This window comes from Pseudomonas sp. GW821-FHT02H06 (genome assembly GCF_059421525.1).
Genome location: NZ_JBWKVD010000005.1, coordinates 141,950 through 154,803, shown reverse-complemented (window position 1 = coordinate 154,803; position 12,854 = coordinate 141,950). Strand labels below are relative to the sequence as shown.

General features: G+C 60.0%; 10 protein-coding genes. 7 read left to right on the top strand and 3 right to left on the bottom strand.

The features are described 5' to 3' along the window. Positions 1–285: 285 nt before the first annotated feature. On the top strand, positions 286–549 hold the full coding sequence (locus tag AC07VF_RS10780; RefSeq protein ID WP_346629365.1) for a hypothetical protein: 264 nt from the start codon (positions 286–288) through the stop codon (positions 547–549). Between the two features lie 44 nt (positions 550–593). On the opposite strand, the gene AC07VF_RS10775 is transcribed toward AC07VF_RS10780, so the two are convergent. From AC07VF_RS10775 to AC07VF_RS10765, 3 genes are all read right to left on the bottom strand, one after another. Continuing rightward, positions 594–1,559 (bottom strand): halovibrin HvnA, encoded by a 966-nt coding sequence (locus AC07VF_RS10775; RefSeq protein WP_346629366.1) that lies wholly within the window; start codon positions 1,557–1,559, stop codon positions 594–596. A gap of 370 nt (positions 1,560–1,929) precedes the next feature. Further along, positions 1,930–3,033: a choline metabolism transcriptional regulator GbdR gene (gbdR, locus tag AC07VF_RS10770; protein ID WP_463583925.1), complete on the bottom strand. Its 1,104-nt coding sequence runs from the start codon at positions 3,031–3,033 to the stop codon at positions 1,930–1,932. A gap of 461 nt (positions 3,034–3,494) precedes the next feature. Beyond that, positions 3,495–4,871, bottom strand: coding sequence for an L-serine ammonia-lyase (locus AC07VF_RS10765; protein WP_495008556.1), 1,377 nt, complete (start codon positions 4,869–4,871; stop codon positions 3,495–3,497). Positions 4,872–5,347: 476 nt separating this feature from the next. Here AC07VF_RS10765 and AC07VF_RS10760 point away from each other — a divergent pair, with 476 nt between their 5' ends. The 6 genes from AC07VF_RS10760 (at position 5,348) to betA (ending at position 12,596) form a co-directional block, all read left to right on the top strand. Beyond that, positions 5,348–6,295: a choline ABC transporter substrate-binding protein gene (locus tag AC07VF_RS10760; RefSeq protein ID WP_495008557.1), complete on the top strand. Its 948-nt coding sequence runs from the start codon at positions 5,348–5,350 to the stop codon at positions 6,293–6,295. Positions 6,296–6,359: 64 nt separating this feature from the next. Further along, positions 6,360–7,208, top strand: a complete 849-nt coding sequence (gene choW, locus AC07VF_RS10755) for a choline ABC transporter permease subunit (protein WP_495008614.1) — start codon at positions 6,360–6,362, stop codon at positions 7,206–7,208. After that, positions 7,205–8,386, top strand: coding sequence for a choline ABC transporter ATP-binding protein (choV, locus tag AC07VF_RS10750; protein ID WP_282371702.1), 1,182 nt, complete (start codon positions 7,205–7,207; stop codon positions 8,384–8,386). The genes choW and choV overlap by 4 nt, the downstream gene beginning before the upstream one ends. A 199-nt stretch (positions 8,387–8,585) precedes the next feature. After that, positions 8,586–9,179, top strand: a complete 594-nt coding sequence (gene betI / locus AC07VF_RS10745; RefSeq protein ID WP_122533875.1) for a transcriptional regulator BetI — start codon at positions 8,586–8,588, stop codon at positions 9,177–9,179. A gap of 74 nt (positions 9,180–9,253) precedes the next feature. Beyond that, positions 9,254–10,726, top strand: a complete 1,473-nt coding sequence (gene betB, locus AC07VF_RS10740) for a betaine-aldehyde dehydrogenase (RefSeq protein WP_192171155.1) — start codon at positions 9,254–9,256, stop codon at positions 10,724–10,726. A gap of 166 nt (positions 10,727–10,892) precedes the next feature. After that, positions 10,893–12,596 (top strand): choline dehydrogenase, encoded by a 1,704-nt coding sequence (gene betA, locus AC07VF_RS10735; protein ID WP_495008558.1) that lies wholly within the window; start codon positions 10,893–10,895, stop codon positions 12,594–12,596. The last annotated feature ends 258 nt before the right edge of the window (positions 12,597–12,854 follow it).

Below are 12,854 nucleotides of genomic sequence, written 5' to 3'. Positions count from 1 at the left end.
GCGCAGACCGCTCATGCCCTGCCGCTCGAAGGAGCCCAAACGACAGGCAAAAAAATCCCCGGTTAAGCCGTTACAAAACCGGGGTGAGGCATCTGCGCGGGCCAGAGGGTGACCAAACCGTAGCTCGCGCAATGTAAGTGGGCGGATTATGCCAAATGAACTAAACGGTTACATAGCCGAAAACGACACACTGATGCGTATGCCAGACATCTGCGACGCGAGCGCTTGCCGAGCTCACGCGCGCACCACCAGAATCAGGCCAACCTCAAGAACGGAGCGCACGTCATGATGCACGCAGACCTCATGGACCAGGACGACCTGATCAGCCAACTCAGGGCGATCGGTCTCGAAGTACCCTCCGGCCTCAGCGCGGAACAGGCGTGCGCACAGGCGGTGCGCGGCCTCAATGACGATCGCGCTCGGGCATTGCGGCAATTGGTCGAGAAACTGCTGAGCGGCAGCGCAACGATTTTGCCAGCCGTGCGCCAGGCGATTGATCAGCAGTTGTTGCCGGCGCTCACGACATACAACAAAAGCATGCCCCGTTAGTTGGTCATTGCTGACGTATCGCCACAGTAAGCTTATAACGCCAGTCACGAGCAGGAAGTTGCATCAGGCTGGCAATATTGATCTGCAGGGTTATAAGTGAACGTCGCGTCGCCAGTGACAACTGCGGGCAGCGTCATATGAATGATCGGAACGAAGAGTCCACCTGTGCTATTGAAAAAATCCCATTGATTATGCCTCGCGCTTACTAACCCGCTGACAGAGGTATAAAAGAACGCCTGAATTGGAAGCCTTGTCGGAATGTCCTGAGCCCACGCTTGAACAATCAACTCATTGTAACGGTGCCTCAATTCAGCGGGCAGAAGATGCATGGCCCTCAGTGACTGATAAAAAGACTCGGCACCTAAGGCATTCATCTCAGTGCTTACATCAAAAGCACAGACATAACCGTAGATTAACTCTCTGTCTGCACCTGATGGTCCCTTGTCGAAATGGGCTTTCCACTGATCTGCGGTGGAAATGCCCTGAGACTGGCAGCGCCCGCTCACGCCGGGATATTGAGAGCTTTCTCCGCAACCTGGCTGGGCCCGTATCCAGGTATAACCGTCAACAGGAAACGAGCACAGTACATACATATGATCTTTTCCAGACGGTGCGGAAAGAATCGGATAAAAGATAAACCCGTTATCAGTACCCACGGCGAGATGGTCAAAGTTAGCGTCCTTGCGCACGTAGGAAAACGAAACACCGGTTTTCCCAGGCGCAGGGTTCCAGGCGTGATGGGCACCGGAAGTGCTCGTGCCTCTAAAGAGCACGCCTGCGCATAAAAAGGCTGGCTTCGACGCGCTGCCACAATCATGCCGGGTATCCTGGTACGCAAGCTGGATAGAGGCCGCTACGGCGTTGCCATCTACTGCATTGACGCGTCGCGACCCGGAAGAAGTATCCGGATTGTTAGTACATCCCAGAATAAGCGCCATCAAAAAAATCAGGCCGTATGTTTTCATTTCAGCATCCTTGCTCGATGAGTAATCCTTAACAAACTGAGCCACGGAGATCCTGCTGACTTTATACGTCGGGCCGCTCAGGCGCGTAAACTGTCAGAAATGACAGTAACTGCCAAAAAACCTAGCCACCGAAATCCACAACTTAACAATAGGATTTCCCGAGACCGACGCCGCAAGGCAGTTATAAACAGAAGCGGATAGGTTCAAATAAATCTAAAACGGGAGGATTTAGCGCAAGGGCGTAAAGCGGAAAATAATTTTTTAATGAGGCTGCCCATTTACGAGCTCGATAAGAACCTTGCCCGCGAAAGCACGGCCCAGACGATGTCCTAATCATCTGAATCGGCACATCGCGAGCGCGCTCCTATCCGGGGGTTCTAGCGTTTTTCCAATGGCATCTGGCTAAATCATCGCCCTACAACCGCACGCTCGCAAACGTCGATTCATTACGCGCCTGACTCAGCGCCGACAGCGGCCCGGACAACGGCGCCAGAACGATCGACTGCGGGATCGGCAGCATACCCACCTGCTGCGCGGTGTTGGAGCCGACGCGTTCGTCCCGTGGCGGGATGCCGAAGTATTCGCGGTAGCACTTGGAGAAGTGCGGCGTGGACACGAAGCCGCAGACCGACGCCACTTCGATGATCGACATCGGCGTTTGCTTGAGCAGCTGGCGGGCGCGGATCAGGCGCAGCTTGAGGTAGTAGCGCGACGGCGAGCAGTGCAGGTATTTCTGGAACAGCCTTTCCAGCTGACGCCGGGACACGGCGACGTAAACCGCGAGTTCATCCAGATCGATCGGCTCCTCCAGGTTGGCTTCCATCAGCGCCACGATTTCCTGCAGCTTCGGCTGATTGGTGCCCAGCATGTGCTTGAGCGGCACACGCTGGTGATCCTGTTCGTTGCGGATGCGTTCATAGACGAACATCTCCGAGATGGCAGCAGACAGTTCACGTCCATGATCGCGGCTGATCAGGTGCAGCATCATGTCCAGCGGTGCGGTGCCGCCCGAGCTGGTGAAGCGGTTGCGGTCGAGGGTGAACAGGCGCGTGCTCATGGCGACGCGGGGGAAAGCTTCCTGCATCGCGGCCAGGCATTCCCAATGCACGCTGCAATCGAACCCGTCCAGCAAGCCCGCGCAGGCCAGCGCCCAACTGCCGGTGCACACCGCCCCCAGACGACGGGACTGACGCGCTTGGCTCTGCAGCCAGCTGACGTGTTCGCGGCTGACGGTGCGCTGAATGCCGACGCCACCGCAGACGATCACGGTGTCGAGCACCGGCGCCTTGTGCATGGCGGCATCGGGGGTGATCTGCAGACCATCGCTGGCCCAGACCTGGCCGCCATCCGCCGTCAGCGTGGTCCAGCGATACAGCTCGCGGCCTGATAACTGATTCGCCATACGCAGTGGCTCGACCGCTGACGCGAGGGAGATCAATGTGAAGTTGTCCAGCAGCAGGAAGCCGATGGATTGGGGCGTACGGTTCTGGGGTTGAGCCCCGGAGTTGAACGAAGTCATCACAATTTCTCCTCACGCGTAAAACGGTTGATGGCCCCGGCAGGAGGCTCTTGTTGTATCGCCCTCATCTGTGGAGAGCTTTGTCATTGCAACGCAAATGCCATGCCTAAAGTTGAATGAGCATTCAACAACCCCTGATTGCGACGTCGCGAAGCGTCTATTCGGCAGCGACATGACGATTCAAATCGCGACCCCGATGGGCGCTGAGCCGCAGGCGCGGCGGGCGGGATGAGCAATTCCGTAGCACTTGTGTGAACCATCGAATCGGCAGGCAGTCCGGGAGTGTCACCCGACGCACGGGGTGGTCGGCGGGTAGCCATGGGTCACGGATTCAGATGGCATCGCGCCAGCTCAAGGGGAAGCGCGCGCCAAAACGTAGCGGGCTCAGTGCGGTGTGAGCGAAAAGCGAGCAGCCACCTACGGATGCAACTGCTTCTATCCCGGCAGCGGGCGTTATCGACTCAACATTCGACGGCGCTGACCGCCAGCCCGCCGCGGGACGTCTCTTTGTATTTGTCGTGCATGTCGGCGCCGGTGTCGCGCATGGTGCGAATGACCCGGTCCAGCGAAATAAAGTGCTGGCCGTCGCCACGCAGGGCCATTTGCGCAGCGTTGATGGCTTTCACCGCAGCGATGGCGTTGCGCTCGATGCATGGCACCTGAACCAGTCCGCCCACCGGATCACAGGTCAGGCCTAGGTTGTGTTCCAGACCGATTTCAGCTGCGTTGCACAGCTGCTCCGGGGTGGCACCCAGGATGTCCGCCAGGCCGGCGGCCGCCATGGCGCAGGCGGAACCGACCTCGCCCTGACAGCCGACTTCGGCGCCGGAGATCGATGCGTTCTTTTTGCACAGAATGCCGATGGCCGCGGCGCCCAGCAGATAGTCGACCACGTTGGCTTCGCTCACTTCGTCGCTGAATTTGACGAAGTAATGCAGCACCGCCGGAATGATCCCCGCCGCGCCGTTGGTGGGCGCCGTGACCATGCGCCCTCCGGCGGCGTTTTCTTCGTTGACGGCCAGCGCGAACAGGTTGACCCACTCCATCGCGCTCAGCGTCGAGCCAATCACGTTCGGCTTGTTCAGCTCCAGAAGGCTGCGGTGCAGACGCGCCGCACGACGACGCACGTTCAGGCCGCCCGGCAAAATACCCTCGTGCTTCAAGCCCAATTCGACACACGCCTGCATGGCCCGCCACAAGTGCATGAGCCCGGCGCGGATTTCATCTTCGCTGCGCCAGACTTTCTCGTTTTCCATCATCAGTTGCGACACCCGCAAGCCGTGGGTTTCGCAGAGCGTCAGCAGTTCGTCCGCACTGGAGAAATCATAGGGCAGCACGGTTTCGTCGCGATCAAGCACGCCACTGGCGGCCTGGGCTTCATCGACGACAAAACCGCCGCCCACTGAGTAATAAGTGTCGCGATAAAACTCACCATGCTCATTGAAAGCAACCAGCGTCATGGCATTGGGATGGAACGGCAGGTTTTCGTCGATGAGCAACATGTCGCGCTGCCAGACGAAAGAAATCGGGTGATCGCCGTTGAGCTTCAAGGTGTCGGTTTCACGCAGTTCGGCGATGCGCTGGCCGATCAGCGACGGATCGATCGCATCGGGCCATTCGCCCATCAGGCCCATGATCACCGCGCTGTCGCTGCCATGGCCGACGCCGGTCGCCGACAGCGAGCCATACAGCCGCACTTCAACGCGGTTCACCTGCTCCAGCTGATCGCGTTCGCGCAGGCCCTGAACGAACAATGCGGCAGCGCGCATGGGGCCGACGGTGTGGGAACTGGAAGGGCCGATACCGATCTTGAACAGGTCGAACACGCTGATTGCCATTGACCGCAAACCTCCGAAAACAGGGCTCCCGGCGCGCCACGCGGCCGGCGATGGAGCTGCTACGCTCACGTAGCGATCCATCGAGATGGCGGCATCATCAGCCTTTTGTTTTGCAGGGCGGCGTCTCACACCGACTCACCCATGCCCACCAACGTCGCGTCTGCTTTAACCGGTACATGAACACGATCGGCTGCCGATTCCGGCACTTTTTGCCGTATCGTCACTCTGCTTTTGTCCCGGGAATCATTCGGCGAGCAGGGAAAAAACCTGTAAGCGACGTCACTGATACTGGATACGACGCCCTGTGTACTGGATACGACGCCCCCTGTAGGCGTTTGTTTTTCCCTGTTACATGATCGTTGTCGACTCAATCGCCAGACGCAGTGATGGAGCGGTTTTCCCAACTTGACTCGCCGACACCAGAAAACGCATCAGCTGCGGTTGATGCCGAGAAGAAAACACCAAAGGAGTCCAACATGAAAGGTTCACAAAGGCTGTTGCTGGGCGTTGCGCTGAGTCTTCCGATCCTGGCCCAGGCCGCAGAGCCTGCCGCTTGCCAGATGGTCAATTTTTCCGATGTGGGCTGGACCGACATCACGGCGACCACCGCCGTCACCAGCGTCGTGCTGCAGTCGTTGGGCTACAAAACCAAAACCACGATGATTTCCGTGCCCGTGACCTACAAGTCGCTGGCCGATGGCAAGAACATGGATATCTTCCTCGGCAACTGGATGCCGACCATGGAAAACGACATCAAGGCCTACCGCGACGCCGGCACCGTCGAGACCATCCGCGCCAACCTCGAGAACGCCAAGTACACCCTCGCTGTTCCTCAAGCGCTGTACGACAAGGGGCTTCACGACTTCGCCGACATCGTCAAATTCAAGAAAGAACTCGACGGCAAAATCTACGGCATCGAGCCGGGCAACGACGGCAACCGCCTGATCCAGAGCATGATCGACAAGAACGCCTTCGGCCTGAAAGACGCAGGCTTCAAGGTCGTCGAGTCGAGCGAAGCGGGCATGTTGTCCCAGGTGGATCGCGCTTCGCGTCGCAACACCGACGTGGTGTTCCTCGGCTGGGAACCGCACCCGATGAACACCCGCTTCAAAATCAAATACCTCACCGGCGGCGATGACTTCTTCGGCCCCGACTTCGGCAAAGCCACCGTCTACACCAACGTGCGCAAGGGCTACACCACCGAGTGCAGCAACGTCGGTCAACTGTTGAAGAACCTGTCTTTCACGCTGCCGATGGAAAGCGCGCTGATGGGCAACATCCTCGACGACAAGATGAAGCCTGAAGCGGCCGCCAAGGCGTGGCTGAAAACCAACCCTCAAGTACTCGACACCTGGCTGGCGGGTGTCACCACCGTGGACGGAAAACCTGGCCTGGAAGCCGCAAAAGCCGAGCTGACGAAGTAACTCGACAGGCAGGCGGGTACGCCCGCCTGTTGTCCTCTTTTCATCCCGCACGCGGACAACCGACATCATGCTGACTGATCATAAAATCCCTCTGGGCGAGTACATCGCCGGCTTCGTCGAATGGCTGACGCAGCACGGCGCCAGCACCTTCGACGCCATCGCTTCGTCACTGGAAACCATGATTCACGGCCTGACCGGCGGGCTGACCTGGTTCAACCCCTTCGTGCTGATCGGCCTGGTTGCCCTGCTCGCCCACTTCATTCAGCGCAAATGGGGCCTGACCGTATTTGTGATCATTTCCTTTCTGCTGATCCTCAACCTGGGGTACTGGCAGGAAACCATGGAGACCCTGGCCCAGGTGCTGTTCGCCACGGCGGTCTGCGTAGTGATCGGTGTGCCGCTGGGCATCATTGCCGCGCACAAGCCGATGTTCTACACCTGCATGCGCCCCGTCCTCGACCTGATGCAGACGGTGCCTACGTTCGTTTACCTGATCCCGACCCTGACCCTGTTCGGCCTCGGGGTAGTACCGGGCCTGATTTCGACGGTGGTGTTCGCGATCGCTGCGCCGATCCGCCTGACCTACCTGGGCATCTGTGATGTCCCGCAAGAACTCCTCGACGCCGGCAAAGCCTTCGGCTGCTCGCGCCGTCAACTGCTCTCCCGTATCGAACTGCCCCACGCCATGCCGAGCATCGCGGCCGGCATCACCCAGTGCATCATGCTGTCGCTGTCGATGGTGGTAATCGCCGCGCTGGTGGGTGCGGATGGCTTGGGCAAACCTGTGGTCAACGCACTGAACACTGCTGATATCGCACTGGGCTTCGAAGCGGGCCTGGCGATCGTATTGCTGGCGATCATGCTCGACCGGATCTGCAAACAACCGGACGCCAAAGTGAGGACCGACGCATGAGCATCATCAAATTCGATCAGGTTGACGTCGTCTTCTCCAAAGACCCGCGTGAGGCACTCAAGCTATTGGACCAGGGCCTTACGCGGGCTGAAATCCTCAAGAAAACCGGCCAGATCGTCGGCGTTGAAAAGGCCACGCTGGAGATCAACAAAGGCGAGATCTGCGTGCTGATGGGCCTCTCCGGCTCGGGCAAATCCAGCTTGCTGCGGTGCATCAACGGCTTGAACACGGTCAGCCGCGGCTCGCTGTTCGTCGAGCACGAAGGCAAGCAGATCAACATCGCCGCCTGCACCCCCGCCGAGCTGAAGATGATGCGCACCAAACGCATTGCGATGGTGTTCCAGAAGTTCGCCCTGATGCCGTGGCTGACGGTGCGCGAGAACATCAGTTTCGGTCTGGAAATGCAGGGCCGCCCCGAGAAAGAGCGGCGCGCGCTGGTGGACGAAAAACTGGAGCTGGTCGGCCTGACCCAATGGCGCAACAAGAAGCCGGACGAGCTGTCGGGCGGCATGCAACAGCGTGTCGGTCTGGCCCGGGCACTGGCGATGGACGCCGATATTCTGCTGATGGACGAGCCGTTTTCGGCACTCGATCCGCTGATCCGTCAGGGCCTGCAGGATGAACTGCTGGCGCTGCAGAAAAAGCTGAACAAGACCATCGTCTTCGTGAGCCACGACCTGGACGAAGCGCTCAAGCTCGGCACCCGCATCGCGATCATGAAGGACGGCCGGATCATTCAGTACAGCGTGCCGGAAGAGATCGTGCTCAACCCTGCCGACGAATACGTCCGTACGTTTGTCGCCCACACCAACCCGCTCAACGTGCTGTGCGGTCGCAGCCTGATGCGCCCGATCACCCAGTGCACGCGCATCAACGGTTCTCAGGTCTGCCTGGACCCGAGCGACGACACATGGATTGATCTGTCCGACGGCAACGCCATCACCGGCGCCCACCAGCATGGCGCTGCCCTTGATCTGCAAAGCTGGGAGCCGGGTCAGTCGGTGGATGCACTCGGCCGCAAACCGACCGTCGTCCACTCCGACATCGGTATGCGTGACGCCCTGCAGATCCGCTATCACACCGGCAACAAACTGGTGCTGCAGGAAAACAACCAGCTGGTCGGCATCCTCGGCGACAGCGAGCTGTACCACGCGTTGCTGGGCAAGAATCATGGCTGAAGGTCAGCTTTAAGCTGCGAGCTACAAGCTGCAAGAGAAGGGCCGCCAAACCTTGATTCTTGCGGCTTGAGGCTTGGCGCTTGTAGCTGCTTTTCTGCGCCCCTCGTTTTTTGTTGATTGAACGTTCAATTAAAAAGCTTTACAGTGGACGCCGTTTCCAGCCACCCACGATCACCCGGCACATCAAGGAGCCCCACAGATGCCCAAGGTCGGTATGCAACCCATTCGGCGTCAGCAGTTGATCCAGGCCACCCTGACGGCGGTCGATCAGGTCGGGATGGGCGATGCCAGCATTGCGCTGATCGCCAAACTGGCAGGGGTCTCCAACGGCATCATCAGTCACTACTTTCAGGACAAGAACGGCCTGATCGCAGCGACGATGCGCCACTTGATGAATGCGCTGATCGCCAGCGTCGCCGAGCGGCGCCGGGCATTGAACGACGACAGCCCGCGGGCTCACCTGAAAGTCATCATCGAGGGCAACTTCGATTCCAGTCAGGTCAACGGTCCGGCAATGAAAACCTGGCTCGCCTTCTGGGCAACCAGCATGCATTCGCCCTCGCTGCACAGGCTGCAGCGAATCAACGACCACCGTCTTTATTCCAACCTCTGCTGCCAGTTCCGTCGCGCATTGCCGTTGGATGAAGCACGCAGCGCAGCCCGGGGGCTGGCGGCCTTGATCGACGGCCTATGGCTGCGCGGCGCGCTTTCGGGCGACGCCTTCGACACCGAACAAGCGCAACGGATTGCCTACGAGTACATGGACTTTCAACTGGCAAAAGCGCCGAGCTGAAGCAGCCGGCACCACGACCAAGGCAGCGCATGGCGCACTCGGTCGTCACCCACCCAGATTACTGCGAGGATTTTATGGCCCGTTTCGAATTGCAAAAACTCTACATTGACGGCGGCTACGTGGACGCCAGCAGCAACGCGACCTTCGAAGCCATCAACCCGGCCAATGGCGAAGTCCTGGCCCAGGTCCAGCGCGCCACCAAAGAAGACGTTGAGCGCGCGGTCGTCAGCGCTGAAAAAGGCCAGAAAATCTGGGCCGCCATGACCGCCATGGAGCGCTCGCGCATCCTGCGTCGTGCCGTCGACATCCTGCGTGAACGCAACGATGAGCTGGCCGAACTGGAAACCCTGGACACCGGCAAAGCGATCTCCGAAACCAAATACGTCGACATCGTCACCGGCGCCGACGTGCTGGAGTACTACGCCGGCCTGGTGCCCGCCATCGAAGGCGAGCAGATTCCGCTGCGTGACACCTCGTTTGTCTACACCCGCCGCGAGCCGCTGGGCGTCACCGTCGGCATCGGCGCGTGGAACTACCCGATCCAGATCGCCCTGTGGAAGTCCGCCCCTGCACTGGCCGCCGGCAACGCAATGATCTTCAAGCCAAGCGAAGTCACCTCGCTGACCACGCTGAAGCTGGCCGAAATCTACACCGAAGCCGGTGTGCCGGACGGCGTGTTCAACGTACTTACCGGTGCTGGCAGCGACGTCGGCAGCTGGCTGACCGAGCACCCGCGCATCGAGAAGATCTCGTTCACCGGCGGCGTACAAACTGGCAAGAAAGTCATGGCCAGCGCGTCGAGCTCGTCGCTCAAGGAAGTGACCATGGAGCTGGGCGGCAAGTCCCCGCTGATCATTTTCGACGACGCCGATCTGGACCGCGCCGCCGACATCGCGATGATGGCCAACTTCTACAGCTCGGGTCAGGTCTGCACCAACGGCACTCGCGTGTTCGTACCGAGCGCGCTGAAGGCAGCGTTCGAAGCGAAAATCCTTGAGCGCGTCAAACGCATCCGCGTCGGCAACCCGCAAGACGACAACACCAACTTCGGCCCGCTGGTGAGCTTCGCGCACATGGAAAACGTGCTCGGCTACATCAACAAGGGCAAGGAAGAAGGCGCCCGCCTGCTGATCGGCGGCGACCGTCTGACCGAGGGCGAGCTGGCCAATGGAGCGTTCGTTGCCCCGACCGTGTTCACCGATTGCACCGATGAGATGACCATCGTCAAAGAGGAAATCTTCGGCCCGGTCATGAGCATCCTCAGCTACGACAGCGAAGAAGAAGTGATCCGCCGCGCCAACGACACTGAAATGGGTCTGGCCGCCGGCATCGTGACCAAGGACCTGAACCGCGCGCATCGCGTGATCCATCAACTGGAAGCCGGTATCTGCTGGATCAACGCTTGGGGCGAGTCCGACGCGAAGATGCCGGTCGGTGGCTACAAGCAGTCAGGCGTGGGCCGCGAGAACGGTATCAGCTCGCTGGCGCAGTACACCCGCATCAAGTCTGTGCAGGTCGAGCTGGGCGATTACGCGTCGGTGTTCTGATCCTGTAAAGCCGCACCGGCAACACGCATTTCACTGTAGGAGCGAGCTTGCTCGCGATTGCTGAGTGTCAGCCGCCAGCAACATTGGGGCTATGACCTCATCGCGAGCAAGCTCACTCCTACAGGACTTGCGCACCTCCGACTACTTTCAAGAGGGAGCATTTCAAATGTCCCAGGAATTCGATTACATCATCATCGGCGCCGGCTCGGCCGGTAACACCCTGGCAGCCCGTCTCACCGAAGACGCAGGCGTCACCGTGCTGTTGCTTGAAGCAGGCGGCCCGGACTATCGCGCTGATTTCCGCACGCAGATGCCAGCCGCCCTCGCGTTTCCGTTGCAAGGCCGTCGCTACAACTGGGCCTACGAGACCGAGCCAGAGCCGCACATGAACAACCGCCGCATGGAATGCGGTCGCGGCAAGGGCCTGGGTGGCTCGTCGCTGATCAACGGCATGTGCTACATCCGCGGCAACGCCATGGACTACGACGGCTGGGCGAAAAACCCGGGCCTGGAAGACTGGTCCTACCTTGATTGCCTGCCGTACTTCCGCAAGGCAGAAACCCGCGATATCGGCCCGAACGACTACCACGGCGGCGAAGGCCCGGTCAGCGTGACCACGCCTAAAGCCGGCAATAACCCGCTGTTCGCCGCAATGGTGGAAGCGGGCGTGCAAGCCGGTTATCCGCGCACCGACGACCTCAACGGTTATCAGCAGGAAGGTTTCGGCCCGATGGACCGTACCGTCACGCCGTTCGGCCGTCGCGCCAGCACCGCCCGTGGCTATCTGGACGAAGCGAAGAAGCGCTCGACCCTGACCATCGTCACTCACGCGCTGACAGACCGGATTCTGTTCGACAACAAGCGCGCCGTCGGCGTGGCCTACCTGGTTGGCGACAGCGACACCCGCATCGAAGCGCGTGCTCGCAAGGAAGTCCTGCTGTGTGGCGGCGCCATCGCTTCGCCGCAGATCCTGCAGCGTTCCGGCGTCGGCCCCGCCGCGCTGCTGAAGAAGCTCGACATTCCGGTCGTTCATGATCTGCCGGGCGTTGGCGAGAACCTGCAAGACCACCTCGAGATGTATTTGCAGTACGCCTGCAAAGAGCCGGTCTCGCTGTACCCGTCGCTGCTGTGGTGGAACCAGCCGGCCATCGGCGCCGAGTGGATGTTCCTCGGTAAAGGGATCGGCGCCAGCAACCAGTTCGAAGCAGGCGGTTTCATTCGTTCGCGCGAGGAATTCGAGTGGCCGAACATTCAGTACCACTTCCTGCCGGTCGCGATTAACTACAACGGCAGCAAGGGCGTGAAAGAGCATGGTTTCCAGGCGCACGTGGGTTCGATGCGCTCGCCAAGCCGAGGCCGCGTGCAGTTGAAATCGAAGAATCCCCGCGAGTACCCGAGCATTCTTTTCAACTACATGGCGTCCGAGCAGGACTGGCAGGAATTCCGCGACGGCATTCGCCTGACCCGCGAGATCATGCAGCAGCCGGCGCTGGACCAATACCGTGGCCGCGAAATCAGCCCGGGCATCGACGTGCAGAGCGACGAGCAACTGGACACGTTTATCCGTGAGCACGCCGAGACGGCGTATCACCCGTCCTGCTCGTGCAAGATGGGCACCGATGAAATGGCGGTCGTTGACGGTCAGGGCCGTGTGCACGGGATGGAAGGGCTGCGTGTGGTAGATGCGTCGATCATGCCGCTGATCACCACCGGCAACCTCAACGCGCCGACGATCATGATGGCCGAGAAAATTGCCGACAAGATCCGCGGCCGTGCCCCACTGCCGCGTAGCACCGCCGATTACTACGTCGCAGGCAATGCGCCCGTGCGTGGCAAGCCGATGCGCGAAGTGGGCCCGTTGACGCAGTAACCACCGCCAGCGCTCTTGGAGATCCTTCGGGATGCTGTGCAATCGTGCAGCACACCCGGACCATGTGTGAGCGAGCTTGCTCGCGAAGAAGGCATTATTACCGCCGCAAATTTAGCGGATGTTCTTGCCTCTTCGCGAGCAAGCTCGCTCCCACCAGTCCCTATCTCACTAGATACATCTCCGGCGCCGACGTGCCTCCACCGCCATCCCTCCCCGCTGCAGTGATCATCCGCGCTATGATTCGGGCCGTTGCCTGTC